Here is a 15,277-nt window from a genome sequence, read left to right on the forward strand (position 1 = left end):
CGGGGCCCGCGATGTCCGGCGTGCGTTCGCGGCTATTGCGCGCGGGCCGTACCGGCATCCGGATTCGCATGCGTGCCCGGCTCCGCCTGCCATCCGCCGCCGAGCGCCTTGTACAGCGCGACGAGATCGGTCGTCGTCTGCAACGCGCCCTGCTGCGCCTGCTGCCGCCCCTCCGACCATTGCCGCTCGGCGTCCAGCACGTCGAGGAACGGCGACAAGCCTTTCCGGTAGCGATCGCGCGCGAGGTCCAGCGCGCCCTGTTCGGCCTTCACCGCATCGTCGAGCGCGGCCGCGCGCGCCTGGTCGGTGCGGTACACGGCCAGTGCATTGTCGACGTCGCGCAGCGCGACGAGCACCGCCTGCCGGTAGGCGAGCGCCGCTTCCGCCTGGCGCGCCTGCGACAGCCGCAGGTTCGACACGAGCGCGCCGCCGGAAAAAATCGGCAGCGACACGGCGGGCCCGAACGCATAGAACAGATGCGACCAGTGCGCGAGCTCGCGCACGTGCGACGCACGCAACCCGACTTGCCCGGTCAACGAGATGTCCGGATAGAACTGCGCGACCGCGACGCCGACGTCGGCGGTGGCCGCATGCAGCTCGGCCTCCGCGCGGCGGATGTCGGGACGCCGGCGCGCGAGCGTCGACGGCAGACCGACGGGCACGGCCGGCGGCACGTCCGGCAGCGCGCGCGGGGCGGCAAGCCAGTCGTCGAGCGCGCCCGGCGCGCCGCCGACCAGATACGCGAGACCGTTGCGCAACAACACGATCTGCTGGTCGAACTGCGGCAGTTGCGCGCGGATCTGCGCGAGCCGCGCGTCGGCGCTGCGCACGTCGAGATCGCTCGCGAGACCGTGCGCGGCCTGCTCGCGCGTCAGGTCGAGCAGTTCGCGCTGCGCGCGTTGCAGGTCGTCGGCCAGCGCGCGCTGGGCTTGCGCGCCGCGCAGTTGCAGATAGGTCTGCGCGACCTCCGCCTCGAGCGACAGCAGCGCGTCGTCGCGGCTCGCGATCGCCGCGCTCGTCTGCGCGCCGGCCGCTTCGACCGAGCGGCGCACGCGCCCGAACAGGTCCAGCTCCCACGACGCGTCGAAGCCGGCCTGCCACAGGTTGACCGGCGCTTCGAGCGCATCGATCGCGCTACGCGCGCCCTGCTGCACGCGCGCGCCGGTGCCCGGCCCGAACCGGTCGAGCGGCGAGCCCGGCGCGCCGAGACGATCGACGCGCTGGTCGATGCCCTGCTCCTCGACGATGCCTTTCAGGCCGAGCTGTTCGCGCTGGTAGCTCGCGGTCGCCCGCACGTCCGGCAAACCTTGCGCGGCGGCCGCGCGAACCTGCGCGCGTGCCTGCGCGATGCGCAGCACGGCCGCCTGCACGTCGAGGTTGTCGTGCGCCGCGCGCTCGACGAGCCGGTCGAGCAGCGGATCGCCGAATGCACGCCACCAGCGCGGATCGGGATCGGCGTCGACCGTCGGCGACGACCGTGCGGCCGCGTCCGACGCGGGAGACGCCGCCTGTCCGTCCGCCCGCATCGCATGCCAGGTGTCCGGCACGTCCGCGTGCGGCGGCTGGTAGTCGGGCCCGACGGTGCAGCTTGCGACCACCGTGCATCCGGTGAAGATCGTCACCGCGCGGCGCACGAGGCTGCGAATCACGCGGCGATTGCGATTGTCCCGACGTGCGTTCATCTCAATGCCCTCCCGCGGCGCGCGCGGCCTTCGCCGGCGAGAACAGGAACGTCAGCGGAATGCTGAACGCGCAGAACACCGCGAGGATCGCGAACACGTCGATATACGCGAGGATCGTCGCTTGCGCGATGAAGGTCTCGTACAGCCGCCCGCCGGCCGTCTGCAATGCGGCCGACGGCGGCGCGCCCGTCAGCGCGCCAATCGCGCGCGCGTTCTCCTGCAACGCATCCTGGAAGTTCTGCGACAGCGTCGACATGTGCGTGGACAGATGCGCCATGCGCGCCTGCGTGCGTTCGCGGATCAGCGCGGTCGACACCGAGATGCCGATCGAGCCCGCGACGTTGCGGAACATCGTGAACAGCGCGGACGCGTCGTCGTTGAGCCGCTGCGGCACGGTCAGGTACGCGAGCGTCGTGATCGGCACGAACATGAAGCCGATCGCGAGCGACTGCGCGCAGCGGATCATCATGAGGTGCGTGTAATCGATGTTCGGCACCAGCGTGCGCGAATAGATCAGCGCGCCGCACAGCAGCACGAAGCCGAACCCGACGAGATAGCGCGTCTGCACGTGCGGCATCAGCCGGCTCACGAGCGGAATCTCGAGCGTGATCAGCAGCGCGCCGGGTGACAGCACCAGCCCCGCGAGCGTCGCCGTGTAGCCGAGATGCTGCTGCGCGAGCTGCGGCACGATCACCGCGCTGCCGTACAGCACGGCCGCGAACGTCGCGATCGTCACGCAGCCGAGCGCGAAATTGCGGTCGCGCAGGCACGACAGGTCGACCACCGGCTTCTTCGTGCGCAGCAGCCACAGCGTCGCGCCGATCAGCCCGAGCGCGGACAGCACCGCGAAGATGCGGATGAAGTTCGAACCGAACCAGTCCTCGTCCTCGCCGCGATCGAGCATCACCTGCAGGCAGCCGAGCCCGATCGCGATTAGCCCGATGCCGATGTAGTCGATGGAGATTCCGCGTTCGGCGTCGCGCCGCCACGGCGGATCCTCGACGAGCTGCATCACCGCGAGCACGGTCAGCGCGCCGATCGGCACGTTGAGCAGGAACACCCAGCGCCACGAGAAATGGTCGGTGATCCAGCCGCCGAGCGTCGGCCCGAGCACCGGCGCGACGACGATCGCGATCGCCGAGATCGAGAACGCGCGGTTGCGCTGCTCCGGCGGAAACGTATCGAGGATGATCGACTGCTGGTTCGGCTGCAGCCCGCCGCCGAACAGCCCCTGCAGCACGCGGAACACGATCAGTTCGCCAAGGTTGGTCGCGACGCCGCACAGGAACGAGCACACGGTGAACGCGGCGATGCACAGCAGGAAGTAGCGCTTGCGGCCGAGCAGGCGCCCGAGGAAGCCCGAAATCGGCAGCACGATGCCGTTCGCGACGAGGTACGACGTGAGTGTCCAGGTCGCCTCGTCGTAGCTCGCCGACATCGTGCCGGCGATGTGCGGCAGCGCGACGTTGACGATCGTGGTGTCGAGTACTTCCATGAACGCGGCGAGCGTGACGACGATCGCGATGAGCCACGGGTTCGCGGCGGGTCGCCATGCGCCGCCGGACGCGCCGTTGCGCTCGGGCGGCCGGTTCATCGGCGGGCCTCGCGAAACGGGAATGACGTGCGGGTATCGGGCATCGGATCGCTCCGGTCGACACCGGCCGCGGCGCGGCGGCCGGTCATTTCAGGTGAACGGTCGGCACGGCCGACAGGCCGAGACCGAGCGGCGGACGGGTCGGCAGCGGGCCGTCGAGCACGATCTTCACCGGCACGCGCTGCACGATCTTCACGAAGTTGCCGGTCGCGTTCTCGGTGGGGAACGCGGAGAAGCGCGAGCCGCTGCCGAGCTGGATGCTGTCGACGTGGCCGTGCAGGTCGAGATCGGGATACGCGTCGACCGACACGTCGACGCGGTCGCCGATGCGCATCCGTTCGAGCTGCGACTCCTTGAAATTCGCGGTGATCCACACGCGCGGCGTGACGATCGAGAAGATCGACGTGCCCGGTTGCAGGAACGAGCCCAGTTGCACGTTGCGCCGCGTGACCCAGCCGTCGGACGGCGCACGCATTTCGCAGTACGACAGGTTCAGGTTGGCTGTCTCGAGCTGCGCGCGCGCCTGCAGCACCTGCTGGCGGCGCTCCTCGACGGCCGTCTCGGCCTGCCGGATCTGCTGCGGCACGAGGCTCGCGGTGCGCGCCTGCGCCTGGGCCATCGCGACGTTCGCGTCGGCGGTCGCGCGCTGCGCGTCGGCCGCATCGATCGCCTGCTGCGAGGTTGCGCGCGCATCGACCGCGCGTTGCCGCGCCTGCGCGGCGAGCGCCTGCCGGTACGCGGCTTCCGCCGATTCGATCTGCGCGCGCGCTTGCCGGTACTGGGCCGGATACTGCACGCGTGCGATGTCGAGCTGCACGCGCGCCGCATCCAGCTGGGCCTGGGCGAGGCCGAGCTGCGCCTGCGCCGCGTCGACCTGCGCGCGGTAGTCGCGCGGATCGATCTCGACGAGCACGTCGCCGCGCCGCACGAAGGTGTTGTCGTCGACCGCCAGCCGCGTCACGTAGCCGGACACGTGCGGCGCGACCGCGATCGCGTTGCCGTCGGTGTACGCATCGTCGGTGCTTTCCTGGTTGCGCGTCGCGAGCCACCAGACGAGGCCGCCGACGAGCAGCACGATCAGCACCGCGCCGAGGATGATCAGCGTTTTCTTGCCGGGTCGCTTGCGTTCGCCTTCGCCGTCGTTGCCGTCTCCGTCTCCGCCGGTGCGACCGCCGCGATCGTCGTGCGGATGGTCGTCGCCACCGCCGCCGCCCGGCGCGTCGGTCGGGTGCTCGCCGTCGTTGCGGCCCGGCGCGGGGCCCGCGCCGCTGCCGCCACCGGACGGCCCATCGCCTGCGCGCGCGACCACGGTCGGCCAGCGCACGTGCAGCGGCGTCGACAGGGCGGCACCGGCCGCCGCCGACACGAACGCGTCAGGCGCGCCGGTGCCGCGCGGTCCGGGCGTCAGCGCGCGCCGGACCGCGACGCCAAATCGCTCACGAACGGACAACGGGCACAGGATCGCATCGGGCATGAACGGGACTCCGGGCGGCGGCCGCGGGCGTCATTGCCCGCACGGACCTCAAGCGCGCGATCAAGCAAACAGCGGGCCCGGCAAGGTGGTTCGGCTTGGTTCCAGCCGACCGGCACGCCCGATGCGCGACGCGTACGTTTCGACGGCCCCGACAGGACTCGCGAACCATGACACGCTCGACCTCACTCGACACCGACACGCGCGACGAAGATCGCGGCAACAGCACGCCCGGTCCCGAAGGCAAACGCCCCGGCACGGCCACGCCGCCGCCGCGCAGCGCGCACGATCCCGCCGAAGGCAAGCCGGACGAGCCGGAAAACGGCACGCCGCAGGATCGCGCACCATCCCGCAAGCGCGAAAACGCGCGATAGCCGCGCATTGCGCCGCACCGCGCGCGCGGTCGGCCGCGACAGGCGGCGGCATAAATGACAAGCCGTTGAAAAATCGCGGACGCCCGCCGGCACGCAGCCCCGAAACGCTCACGCGCCGGCAGGCGCGGCGGCGAAGCAGGAATGCAGGTTGCTGTACCGGGTAATGGATCTTTCATTCACCCGTCGCCTGCCCTGCATGACGCTCCCCGACCCGTCCGATTTCCCTGTTCGCGCGGTGCCGCTGGCGCCGCTGGCGAAAGAACGCGCAACGATCATCTGCCATCGCAACCAGCGCGTGCTGCTGGTCGCCCGACGGCCGTCGTCGCGCTGGACGCTGCCGGGCGGCGTGATTCGGCGCGGCGAATCGGCGCTCGACGCCGCGCATCGCGAGCTTCGGGAGGAAACGGGGCTCGTCGATCTCGAACTCGCGTATTTCTTCTACGTGGACGGCAGCGTGAAACGCCATCACGTGTTCGTCGCGAGCCTGCCGCGCGGCGCGCACGCATGCCCGGGCCGGGAAATCGCGCTGTGCCGCTGGGTCGGCATCGACGCGGTGCCGCACTGGCCGGCGAGCGCGCCGACGCAGCGCATCATCCGCCAGTTCGCGGACCTGTGCGCCGCGTGCGGCCTGTCACCGGCGCCGGTCAAGCGTCTTTCGTCGCCTCGTTGAGCCCGGCGGCCGGCGGCTGCGCATCACGCGCGAGCCCTTGCGCGAAGACTTTCAGTCCTTCGAGCAGCGGCGTCAACGCCTCCCACAGCGCCTCGTCGTGCAGCAGCCGGTAGACGCCGCGCACGCCGGGCGCGACATGCTCGTGCTGCGCCGGCTGCCAGGCGCCCACGTGATGCAGCGCGTCGGCCGCCGCGAACGCGGCGCGACCGAACTGTTCCGGCGGAATGCGCGACAGCGCCGTCACGAGCATCGCGAGATTCTGCATGCCGCTCTGCATGCCGGGCTTGTCGAGCACGTCGACGAACGTGTCGGCCAGCCGCGCGTTCGCCGTGACGACCTCGTTCGCGAAACGCAGGAAGCCGTGTCGATGCAGGCTGCCGAGCAGGTGTTCGAGCGCGTCGTGCGCGCCGGGCTCCGGATGCGGAGGCGTCGTATCGGGGGGCTGGCGGTCGGTCATGGGCTTGCTCCGGTTGGGGCGCCAGGCTGCCGTCGTGCCGGCAGCCGTGCGTGCGCCGAATGCGTGTCGTAGTCGTTCACCGGCCCCCGCCGGTGCGGGCAGCCGCGGCCGCGTCAGTGCGAATGGCCGCCGGGCGGCGCCTTGTATTCGCTGCGCGCGCCCATCGCGTCCTCGACGTGATGCACGCCATGCAGCGCGGCGACGCCGTCGATCAGCGCCTGCCTTTCGGCCTCCTCGACCTGTCCGGTCAGGCACACGTTGCCGCGCTCGACGCTCACGTCGATGTCGCGCGGGCGACCGACGAGCCGGCCGAGCGCCGCACGCACGCGCTCGGCGACCTGCACGTCGCTCGCATCGCCCGCGAGCCAGTCCGCCCGCAGGCCGGCGATCGCGCCGCGCGCATGGTCGGCCGCCCGCTTCGCCTGCGTATTCGCATAATCGGCCACGCCGTGCCGGCCCGCAACCGCCTTGTCGCGCAGATACGCGCGCCGGCGCCGGCCGGACGACGGATCGAGGAAGTACATCGCGGCCGCGCCGCAGGCGACGGCCACCGCAAGATTCAACAGCGGATTCGAAGGGGTTCTGGAGTTCATGGAAGCACCGTAGGCAATACCCGGAACGACCGGGCTTCGTTTCGGGTTGCAGCACGTGCCGTTCCCCGCTGCGAGCGTCGTGGGCACGCCGGTCTGCCGCGATGCGACGCCGGAAACGACAAGCGTTTGAAAAATCATCGGGCCGCGCATCGCGCGATCAGGCGATCAGGATTCGGGCGGCGTATCGGCCGTTTCCGCGCGTGTGCCGCCCGGCTCGTCCTCGCCGCGCTCGGCCGCGCGCTGCGCCATTTCGACGTAGGTCTGCGCCAGCGCGCGCAATTCTTCCTCCGACGCATCCTCGATCCCGATCAGCCGGTCGCTCGCCGCGCGCGTGACCGCGAGCAATTCGTCGAGCTTCAGGTGCAGCGCCACGCTGTCGCGGTTCTGGTTGCGCTGCAGCAGGAACACCATCAGGAACGTGATGATCGTGGTGCCAGTATTGATCACCAACTGCCATGCGTCGGAGTAGTGAAACACGGGCCCGCTCACGAGCCACAGCACGGTGATGGCGACCGCGCTGCCGAACGCGACAGGCGAGCCGGCCCAGGTCGTCACGCCCGACGCGAAACGTTCGAACGCGCGGGTGACCGCGTGCCCGCTCGGCGCGGAACCGGCGCCGGGCTTGCACGCCGTGTCGCGACGGTCGCTCGGTGGTTCGTTGGGTTCGCGCATGACAGCCTCCGGATTCGATGGTTGGTTGGAATGTGCGCATGAACCGCGTCGCCGCCCGCCGCGAACCGGACGCATGCAGGGCCGCTCGGGGGCCGGTCCCGTGTGCGCGCCGTCGAAACAAGCATCGCGCGTGCCCGTGCGGCGGCGGCTTTACCGCGGCGCGTGCGTGTCCTCGTCGTCCGGGAAATAGCGCGTGTCGGTCAGCTGCGCGATGCCGTCGAGATCCGGAAAGATCGTCGCGACGCTCACGCCGACACCGGCGAGTTCCTGCCGGATCGTCGCGAACCGCGCGCCCGGTACGACGATGCGGATGAGGCGGCCGGCAAAATCCGCATGCTCGTCGAGCGGCACGAAGCGCTCGGCGCCGGCGTCGTAGCCGTGAATCGTGAACCAGCCGTCCTGCGCGGTGATCCGCGGCATCACGTGACGCGGCCGGAACACCTTGGTGCGCGTGACCTCCAGCGGGGCGCGCCGCTCGGCGGCGGTCGCGATGTCGTCGGCGTCGTGCGCGAGGCACCACACCACGCCGTCGCCGCCCGCTTCGCCCGCGCGCCTGACCGCGAACCACAGCGCGGCGAGCGCGTTGCCGGACCAGTCGAGCAGCCGTGTGCGCATCCCGTGCTGCTGCGCGAGCGCGAGCCAGTCGCACGCATCGAGGTTCTGTCCGGGTTCGAGGTGCGGCAGCGCGCGCCGCGTGAATTCGTCGAGCATCCGCGCTTCGACGTCGGGCGACGCGCGCTGTCGCGCGATGCCCGGCACGAGCGGCCAGCCGGCATTGCACTGGCCGCGAAAGAGGCGCAGCGCCATCGTCTGCCGCTGCGCGCCGATCGCGGCCATGTAGTCGGCCACGCTGTCGATCGCGCGATCTGCCGCGTCACGTTCACCGTCCATCCATCACCCCTCCTGTCGCGGTTGCCGGTACGCGCCGCCGTCGCGTCGGTACGTGTCCGCTGTCGCCGCTGACCGGATGCGCAGCCGCCGGTACGGCCGACCGCGCATCCCGTCCCGCCCCGCGATTCACGGCGTCTTGCCGTGCTCCTTCTGCCAGCGTTCCATCAGCGCGATCTCGTCGCGCTGCGCGGCGACGATCCGGCTCGCGAGCTGCCGCAGCGTCGGGTCCTTGCCGTATTTCAGCTCGACCTGCGCCATGTCGATCGCGCCCTGGTGATGCGGCGCCATGTGCGAGACGAAATCGCGATCGGCGTCGCCCGTGTACGGGGCGCTTTCCATCGCTTCCATCATCTTGCGGTCGGCACGCTTGAATGCCTGCGTGGATGAATCCGGGACGCTGGCCGGATTGGCGGGGCGCAACTGCGCCGCCGCGGGCAGCGCCGACGCGCACACGGCCAGCAGGGTGCAGGCGGCACCGCGGCGCAGGGATGAACGGTTGAATGCAGACATGAGACGAATCCTCGCTAAGAGATTGAACGGTTCGCGTGCGGCTCTCCTCTCGTTCGCATGCATCGCGACGACGGAGGCCGCGCGGCACGCGTCACCGCCATCGCGCACGCGCATGCGCGTCGCCGCGCGCGACCAGCGCGCGGATGCGGTCGGCGGTGCGGCACGCGATCGCCTGGATCGTCAGCGACGGATTCACGCCGCCGACGGTCGGAAACACCGAGCCGTCGCACACCCACAGGTTCGGGATGTCCCAGCTGCGGCAATCGGCATCGACGACGCTCGTCGCCGGGTCGTCGCCCATCCGCACGGTGCCGGCGAGATGGCACGTGTCGTCCTCCTCGTGCCAGATGTCGCGCGCGCCGGCCGCTTCCAGCGAACGGCCCATCTGCGCGAGCGCATGGCGAATCATCCGGCGATCGTTGTCGTCGTACGAATAGGTGACGCGCGCGACCGGCAGCCCGAACGCGTCGCGTTCGTCGGCGAGCGTCACGCGGTTGTCCGCGCGCGGCAGCGTCTCGCCGACGATCTTCAGGCCGGCCTGGAAGTTGTAGCGCGCCATCTCGCGCTTCAGCGCATCGCCCCACAGCCCGCGCGCGGCGACCTTGCGCGCCCATTCGATCGGCAGCGGCCCCTGGCTCATCCAGCAGTAGCCGCCGAAGAAATCCTTGCCTTCGTCCGCGTAGTTCCAGTGCTCGGTGATCGACAGCGACGGCGGGCCCTTGTACCAGCGCACTTCGTCGTCCATCGTCCCCCACGACGCCTGGTTGAGCTGCGCCATCAGATAGCGGCCGACGAGGCCCGAACGGTTCGCGAGCCCCTGCGGATGCCGCCCGTTCGCGGACAGCAGCAGCAGGCGCGGCGTCTCGATCGCGTAACCGGCGACGACGACGTTGCGCGCGCGCTGGAAATGCGTGCGGCCATCGCGCCGGTAGTGCACGCCGGTCGCGCGATCGCCTGCGGCCTCGATCCGCAGCGCCATCGCGAGATCGCGCACCTCGGCGCCGGCCGCGACCGCGCGCGGAATCCACGTGACGAGCGCGCTCTGTTTCGCGTTGGTCGCGCAGCCGGCGATGCAGAAGCCGCGATACACGCACGGATGCGCGCGGCCGCGCGGCGCGGACAGCGTCGCGAGCGGCGTCGGCGTCCAGTCGATGCCCATTGCCTCCGCGCCACGTGCGAGCACGAGCGCGGCCGCGTTCAGTTCGTGTGCGCGATACGGATAGCGCGGCCGCGGCGGGCCCCACGGGTAGTTCACCGGCCCGCTGATCTTCAACGCCTGTTCGACCTCGCGGTAGTAGCGCCACATCTCGCGCCAGTCGAGCGGCCAGTCGACGCCATAGCCGAGCGCGCTGCGCGAGCGAAACCACTCGGGCCTGAATCGCAGCGACACCATCGCGAAGTGCACCGTGCTGCCGCCGATCGCCCGGCCGCTGTTGTTGGTGCCGAGCGTGAGCGGATCGGCGCCGTCGCAGATCCGCTCGTCGGTCCAGAACAGCTTGTGCTGATGCGTCTCGTCCGACGCGAATTCCTCGAGCGGCCGCCACCATGCACCCGCGTCGAGCGCGACGACCGAAAAGCCGTATTCGGCGAGCTTGCACGCGAGCGTGCCGCCGCCCGCGCCGGTGCCGACGATCACGAAGTCGACCTCATCGTCGTCGCGGAACATCCGCATCGGCGACCAGCCGCCGACCCGAAACGGATCGGGCGCACGGCCGTCGCGGCCGCGCGGCGTCGGGGCGGACAGCGGTTCATCGGCGGCCATCGCGATCGCCCTCCTCCATGCGCATGTCCGCTTCCCACGGGTCGCGGCGGTTGAAGTCCATCCGCACGTAGCCGCGCGGGCTCGCGGGTCCGCCGAAGCCGATCTCGTTCCACGCGAACGGATGGCCGTAGTACGCGCCGCAGACGTCCATCAGCACGCGCTTCGTGAAGAACGTGCGCGGGTCCATGCCGTCCCACGCCGGTTCCAGCTGCCGGTCGACGTCGCCTTGCTGTACCGCGTGCAGCAACGCATCGGCGTCGCGCGCGCCGAGCGCCGCGAACGGGCAACCATGCGCGTGCCGCGCCATCGCGTCGAGCGCGGCGAGTCCCGTCTGCCACGCGACGCGCAGCGGCGGAAGGCGCGCATCGCGATAGCCGTCGCCGTCGTCGGCCGCGAGCCGCGCGTCGACCAAGGCGGCGGTCGGGATCGCGCCCGCGCCGCCCGGCTGCTGCGGGACGATGCGCGCGCACAACGCGCCGAGCGTCGCGAATCGTTCGGCATCCAGATAGCGTGGCGCATGGGCCGCGACACGCAGGCGCGCATCGATTGCGCGCCGCGTCGCATCGTTCCACGATGGCGTGTCGCGCTTGGCGAGCACGTCATAGCCCGGATAGCGCGGCAGCGCGACGGCGTTGCGGTTCGTATCGCTCATGGCGCCTCCCGTTCGGCGAGCGCGGTCGCGGCGAGCCCCGCGATCGCGAGCGCGGTGAAGCTCGGCGGCGCCGGCAGCGGCGGGCCCGACAGCAGGTTCTGCGACCAGTTGCGCCAGCCGCCCATCTGCCGCGCGACGCCGCGCACATGAAACGCGACGCCGACGAACCCGAGCACGGCCGTCGCGCGCAGCCAGCCGCGGCAGAACCGCCGGTCGGCGCGCGGACGCGACAGCGCGAGCTGCGCGGTCGCCAGTGCGGCCACCGGCGGCACGACGAGCGGCGCGAACATCGCGCGATGCTGGAAGGCGCCGCGAAAATGCAGCAGCCCGACTTCACCGAGCGTGCCGACGAGCCCCGCCGCGACGAGCCCGGCCAGCGCGCGCCCGGCCGGCAGTCCGGCGAGCCGCGGCGCGTCGGCCGGGCTCTCGCGCAGCCGCTCGCCCGCCGCCCCCAGCGCGCCCGACAGCAGCAGCGCGAACGGCGCACCGAGCGGCGCGCCATAGAACAGGTTGTGCCAGCTGAACCCGCCCGGTCGCTTCGTCACGTTGTACAGGTGGAACGCGGAACCGGCGACACCGACCGCGGCCGCTGCGACGTGCACCGCGTCGCGCAGCCGGTGGCGCACGGGCGTGTCGTCCGCGTGGCCGTGCACGCTCGCGATCACCGACAGCGTCGACATCGCGAGCGGCGCGAGCATCGCGCGATTGTGAAAGGTGCCGCGATAGTGCTCGACGCCGCTGTCCGCGAGCACCGAGCCGGCCAGCAGCAGTGCGCTGCGGTTCAGCAGCCGCGCGGCGTCGGCGAGCAACCTGTCGCGCTCGGCGGCGCGATGTCGGGGGTGTCGCATCGTTCCTCCTCGTCGGGATTCAAAGCGCGAGATCCAGCAGATCGGCGGCGCGCAATTCGAGGCCGAGCCCGGCGCGCGTCGCGTCGATCTCGAGCGCGCCGTCGACGAGCCGCGGCGCGCCGTCGAACAGCATCCGCTCGATGCGCACGTGATCGTGAAACCATTCGATGTGGCGCAGGCGCGGCGCCGCGCATCCGATGTGCCGGTGCAGCGCGGGTGCGCAATGCGCGGACAAGTCGATGTGATGCGCATCGGCAAGCGCGGCGGCCGCGAGAAAGCCGCTGACGCCGCCGCAGCGCGTCGCGTCGGCCTGCAGCACGTCGACTGCGCGGCCTTCCAGCAAGCGCCGGAAATCGTCGGGCGTATACGCGTACTCGCCGGCGGCGATGTCGACCCGCGCGCCGACGTGCTCGCGCACGAACCGCAGCCCGTCGACGTCGTCGCTGCTGACGGGCTCCTCGAACCAGCGGATGTCGCAATCGGCGGCGGCCTGCGCGAACCCGAGCGCGGTGCGCGGCGCATACGCGCCGTTCGCATCGACGAACAGGTCGACGCCCGGCCCGAGCGCATCGCGCGCCGCGCGCACGCGCGACGGATCGCGTGCATCGTCCACGCCGATCTTGATCTTGCACGCGCGCACGTGCCCGGCGCGCCAGCCGTCGAGCTGCGCGGCGAGCGTCGGCGCATCGTAAGTCGTGAAACCGCCACTGCCGTACACCGGCACGCGCTCGCGCAAGCGGCCGAGCAGCAGCGCGAGCGGCACGTCGGCGAGTTTTGCCTTTGCGTCCCACAACGCGGCGTCGAGCGCCGAGATCGCGGTCGCCGCGATTCCGCCGCGGCCGACGTTGCGCACCGCGCGCCACAGCGCGTCGACGGCGGCCGGGATGTCCACCACCGGCCGGTTGCGCAGCACGCCGGCCAGCAGCGACGTCACGAGCGGCACGGCGCTCGCGTCCGTGTACGTATAGCCGAGCCCCGTCACGGGCCCCGCGTCGATCTCGACGACGACGACCGTCGTCGCGGTCCATGCGTAGGTGCCGTCGGCTTCGGGCCGGTCGGTCGGCACGCGGTACGCGCGGGCGCGCACGTCGTCGATCGCCGGCGCGGCGGAAAGTGCCATCGTTGCGCTCCGGTCAGCTTGCTTGTTGCTTGCGGTGCGGCGTGCAACCGCTGTGCCCGGCTTCTGCGGCGCGGCACGTGCCTTGCGCGGCAGCCTCGCATCGGCTCATCCCGAACCAAGGAGAAACGGCATGGCGACAGTGGCGGATTTCATCGTCGAGCGGCTGTACGACTGGGGCGTGCGCCGCATCTACGGCTACCCGGGCGACGGCATCAACGGCTTTTTCGGCGCGCTGAACCGCGCGGACGGCAAGATCGAATTCATCCAGGCGCGCCACGAGGAGATGGCGGCCTTCATGGCGTCCGCGCATGCAAAATTTACAGGCGAGCTGGGCGTATGCGTCGCGACCTCGGGCCCCGGCGCCGCGCACCTCGTGACCGGCCTGTACGACGCGCGGCTCGACCACATGCCGGTGCTCGCGATCGTCGGCCAGCAGGCGCGCGCGGCGCTCGGCGGCCACTATCAGCAGGAAGTGGATCTACCGGCGCTTTACAAGGACGTTGCGGGTGCATTCGTTCAGCTGGCGACGGTGCCCGGCCAGGTGCGTCACCTGGTCGATCGCGCGGTGCGCACCGCGCTCGGCGCGCGCACGGTCACCGCGCTCGTGCTGCCGAACGACCTGCAGGAGCTCGACTACGCGCCGCCGAAGCGCGCGCACGGCACCGTGCATTCGGGGGTCGGCTACACGGCGCCGAAAGTCGTGCCGTATGCGGACGACCTGCGGCGCGCGGCCGACGTGCTCAACGCGGGGTCGAAAGTCGCGCTGCTGGTCGGCGCCGGTGCGCTGAAGGCGACCGACGAGGTCATCGCGGTGGCCGACCGGCTCGGCGCGGGCGCCGCGAAAGCGCTGCTCGGCAAGGCCGCGCTGCCGGACGACCTGCCGTGGGTCACCGGTTCGATCGGGCTGCTCGGCACCAAGCCGAGCTACGAGCTGATGACCGAATGCGACACGCTGCTGGTGGTCGGCTCGGGTTTTCCGTATTCGGAATTCCTGCCGAAGGAAGGCCAGGCGCGCGGCGTGCAGATCGACCTGAAGGCCGACATGCTGAGCCTGCGCTACCCGATGGAAGTCAACCTCGTCGGCGACAGCGCCGAGACGCTGCGCGCGTTGCTGCCGCTCTTGAACGAGCGTCGCGACACCGCATGGCGCGACCGGATCGCGAAATGGAACCACGACTGGCACGAGACGCTCGCCGCCCGCGCGGCCGCGAAAGCCAGCGCGGGGCGCGGCGTGAACCCGCAGCGCGCGTTTACCGAGCTGTCGCCGCGCCTGCCCGACGACGTGATCCTGACGAGCGATTCGGGCTCCTGCGCGAACTGGTATGCGCGCGACCTGATGATGCGGCGCGGGATGATGGGGTCGTTGTCCGGCGGGCTCGCGTCGATGGGCGCCGCGGTGCCGTACGCGATCGCCGCGAAATTCGCGCACCCGGTGCGCCCGGTGATCGCGATGGTCGGCGACGGCGCGATGCAGATGAACAACATGGCCGAACTGATCACGGTCGCCAAATACTGGCGCCAGTGGCCCGACCCGCGCTGGATCTGCATGGTGCTGAACAACGAGGACCTGAACCAGGTCACGTGGGAGCAGCGTGTGATGGAAGGCGACCCGAAGTTCGACGCGTCGCAGCAGATCCCGAACGTGCCGTACTACCGCTTCGCGACGCTGCTCGGCCTCAAGGGCATCTACGTCGACGATCCGGAACAGCTCGGCGCCGCATGGGACGAAGCGCTCGCGTCCGACCGGCCGGTCGTGCTCGAAGTGAAGAGCGACCCCGAGGTGCCGCCGCTGCCGCCGCACGTGACGCTGCAGCAGGCGAAGCATTTCGCCGAAACGCTGGTGAAAGGCGACGCGCGCGAAGCCAACGTGATCGTCGAGACCGCGCGGCAGGTGCTGTCGGCCGTGCTGCCCGGCAACGGCGAACACGGCGACAAGGCCGGCAAAGGCAGCAAGGGCGGGAAAGGCGAATCGTAGGCAACG

At 71.1% G+C, this 15,277-nt stretch carries 15 protein-coding genes; 3 read left to right on the top strand and 12 right to left on the bottom strand.

What is annotated here, in order from left to right; all coding sequences use genetic code 11:
* Positions 1-32: 32 nt before the first annotated feature.
* The 3 genes from KU887_RS32750 to KU887_RS32760 all read right to left on the bottom strand — a co-directional run bounded on the left by KU887_RS32750 (position 33) and on the right by KU887_RS32760 (position 4,750).
* Positions 33-1,682 carry an efflux transporter outer membrane subunit gene (locus KU887_RS32750; RefSeq protein WP_258258476.1) on the bottom strand — a complete coding sequence of 550 codons (1,650 nt, stop codon included), beginning with the start codon at positions 1,680-1,682 and terminating at the stop codon, positions 33-35.
* Between the two features lies 1 nt (position 1,683).
* Positions 1,684-3,276 (bottom strand): DHA2 family efflux MFS transporter permease subunit, encoded by a 1,593-nt coding sequence (locus tag KU887_RS32755; protein WP_006486261.1) that lies wholly within the window; start codon positions 3,274-3,276, stop codon positions 1,684-1,686.
* 85 nt (positions 3,277-3,361) lie between these two features.
* Entirely contained in the window at positions 3,362-4,750 is a 1,389-nt protein-coding gene (locus KU887_RS32760; RefSeq protein ID WP_059722937.1) for an HlyD family secretion protein, read from the bottom strand.
* A gap of 167 nt (positions 4,751-4,917) precedes the next feature.
* Between KU887_RS32760 and KU887_RS32765 the strand changes: the two genes are divergently transcribed.
* Both KU887_RS32765 and KU887_RS32770 read left to right on the top strand, forming a co-directional pair.
* Complete coding sequence (locus KU887_RS32765) at positions 4,918-5,121, top strand: hypothetical protein (protein WP_058903648.1); 204 nt, start codon at positions 4,918-4,920, stop codon at positions 5,119-5,121.
* Between the two features lie 196 nt (positions 5,122-5,317).
* Positions 5,318-5,791: an NUDIX hydrolase gene (locus tag KU887_RS32770; RefSeq protein ID WP_006483465.1), complete on the top strand. Its 474-nt coding sequence runs from the start codon at positions 5,318-5,320 to the stop codon at positions 5,789-5,791.
* On the opposite strand, the gene KU887_RS32775 is transcribed toward KU887_RS32770, so the two are convergent.
* The 9 genes from KU887_RS32775 to KU887_RS32815 form a co-directional block, all read right to left on the bottom strand.
* Positions 5,766-6,248, bottom strand: coding sequence for a DUF1641 domain-containing protein (locus KU887_RS32775; RefSeq protein WP_258258477.1), 483 nt, complete (start codon positions 6,246-6,248; stop codon positions 5,766-5,768). The genes KU887_RS32770 and KU887_RS32775 overlap by 26 nt on opposite strands.
* A gap of 113 nt (positions 6,249-6,361) precedes the next feature.
* Positions 6,362-6,841, bottom strand: a complete 480-nt coding sequence (locus tag KU887_RS32780; protein ID WP_034204031.1) for a BON domain-containing protein — start codon at positions 6,839-6,841, stop codon at positions 6,362-6,364.
* Positions 6,842-7,006: 165 nt separating this feature from the next.
* On the bottom strand, positions 7,007-7,513 hold the full coding sequence (locus tag KU887_RS32785; RefSeq protein ID WP_006483457.1) for a low affinity iron permease family protein: 507 nt from the start codon (positions 7,511-7,513) through the stop codon (positions 7,007-7,009).
* A gap of 150 nt (positions 7,514-7,663) precedes the next feature.
* On the bottom strand, positions 7,664-8,404 hold the full coding sequence (locus KU887_RS32790) for an FRG domain-containing protein (RefSeq protein ID WP_034203596.1): 741 nt from the start codon (positions 8,402-8,404) through the stop codon (positions 7,664-7,666).
* A gap of 126 nt (positions 8,405-8,530) precedes the next feature.
* The gene (locus KU887_RS32795) at positions 8,531-8,914 is read right to left on the bottom strand and encodes a DUF305 domain-containing protein (RefSeq protein WP_006498267.1); all 384 of its coding nucleotides are present in this window, start codon (positions 8,912-8,914) and stop codon (positions 8,531-8,533) included.
* Positions 8,915-9,005: 91 nt separating this feature from the next.
* Positions 9,006-10,676, bottom strand: a complete 1,671-nt coding sequence (locus KU887_RS32800; RefSeq protein ID WP_084752633.1) for a GMC family oxidoreductase — start codon at positions 10,674-10,676, stop codon at positions 9,006-9,008.
* A complete protein-coding gene (locus KU887_RS32805) occupies positions 10,663-11,328 on the bottom strand; it encodes a gluconate 2-dehydrogenase subunit 3 family protein (RefSeq protein WP_006483455.1) in 666 nt (221 codons plus the stop codon). Before KU887_RS32805 ends, KU887_RS32800 begins: the two co-directional genes overlap by 14 nt.
* Positions 11,325-12,176, bottom strand: a complete 852-nt coding sequence (locus KU887_RS32810) for a hypothetical protein (RefSeq protein ID WP_006498269.1) — start codon at positions 12,174-12,176, stop codon at positions 11,325-11,327. The genes KU887_RS32805 and KU887_RS32810 overlap by 4 nt, the downstream gene beginning before the upstream one ends.
* Before the next feature lie 19 nt (positions 12,177-12,195).
* Positions 12,196-13,296: an enolase C-terminal domain-like protein gene (locus tag KU887_RS32815; protein WP_196433307.1), complete on the bottom strand. Its 1,101-nt coding sequence runs from the start codon at positions 13,294-13,296 to the stop codon at positions 12,196-12,198.
* Between the two features lie 130 nt (positions 13,297-13,426).
* Between KU887_RS32815 and KU887_RS32820 the strand changes: the two genes are divergently transcribed.
* Positions 13,427-15,271, top strand: a complete 1,845-nt coding sequence (locus tag KU887_RS32820) for a thiamine pyrophosphate-requiring protein (RefSeq protein ID WP_006482037.1) — start codon at positions 13,427-13,429, stop codon at positions 15,269-15,271.
* Positions 15,272-15,277: the final 6 nt, after the last annotated feature.

This window comes from Burkholderia sp. EMB26, assembly GCF_024730645.1.
GTDB classification, from domain to species: domain Bacteria; phylum Pseudomonadota; class Gammaproteobacteria; order Burkholderiales; family Burkholderiaceae; genus Burkholderia; species Burkholderia cenocepacia.

Excerpts from the sequence above, each read along its gene's own strand:
- KU887_RS32750 (WP_258258476.1), bottom strand. The coding sequence starts at position 1,682 with ATGAACGCACGTCGGGACAATCGCAATCGCCGCGTGATTCGCAGCCTC.
- KU887_RS32755 (WP_006486261.1), bottom strand. The coding sequence starts at position 3,276 with ATGAACCGGCCGCCCGAGCGCAACGGCGCGTCCGGCGGCGCATGGCGA.
- KU887_RS32760 (WP_059722937.1), bottom strand. The coding sequence starts at position 4,750 with ATGCCCGATGCGATCCTGTGCCCGTTGTCCGTTCGTGAGCGATTTGGC.
- KU887_RS32765 (WP_058903648.1), top strand. The coding sequence starts at position 4,918 with ATGACACGCTCGACCTCACTCGACACCGACACGCGCGACGAAGATCGC.
- KU887_RS32770 (WP_006483465.1), top strand. The coding sequence starts at position 5,318 with ATGACGCTCCCCGACCCGTCCGATTTCCCTGTTCGCGCGGTGCCGCTG.
- KU887_RS32775 (WP_258258477.1), bottom strand. The coding sequence starts at position 6,248 with ATGACCGACCGCCAGCCCCCCGATACGACGCCTCCGCATCCGGAGCCC.
- KU887_RS32780 (WP_034204031.1), bottom strand. The coding sequence starts at position 6,841 with ATGAACTCCAGAACCCCTTCGAATCCGCTGTTGAATCTTGCGGTGGCC.
- KU887_RS32785 (WP_006483457.1), bottom strand. The coding sequence starts at position 7,513 with ATGCGCGAACCCAACGAACCACCGAGCGACCGTCGCGACACGGCGTGC.
- KU887_RS32790 (WP_034203596.1), bottom strand. The coding sequence starts at position 8,404 with ATGGACGGTGAACGTGACGCGGCAGATCGCGCGATCGACAGCGTGGCC.
- KU887_RS32795 (WP_006498267.1), bottom strand. The coding sequence starts at position 8,914 with ATGTCTGCATTCAACCGTTCATCCCTGCGCCGCGGTGCCGCCTGCACC.
- KU887_RS32800 (WP_084752633.1), bottom strand. The coding sequence starts at position 10,676 with ATGGCCGCCGATGAACCGCTGTCCGCCCCGACGCCGCGCGGCCGCGAC.
- KU887_RS32805 (WP_006483455.1), bottom strand. The coding sequence starts at position 11,328 with ATGAGCGATACGAACCGCAACGCCGTCGCGCTGCCGCGCTATCCGGGC.
- KU887_RS32810 (WP_006498269.1), bottom strand. The coding sequence starts at position 12,176 with ATGCGACACCCCCGACATCGCGCCGCCGAGCGCGACAGGTTGCTCGCC.
- KU887_RS32815 (WP_196433307.1), bottom strand. The coding sequence starts at position 13,296 with ATGGCACTTTCCGCCGCGCCGGCGATCGACGACGTGCGCGCCCGCGCG.
- KU887_RS32820 (WP_006482037.1), top strand. The coding sequence starts at position 13,427 with ATGGCGACAGTGGCGGATTTCATCGTCGAGCGGCTGTACGACTGGGGC.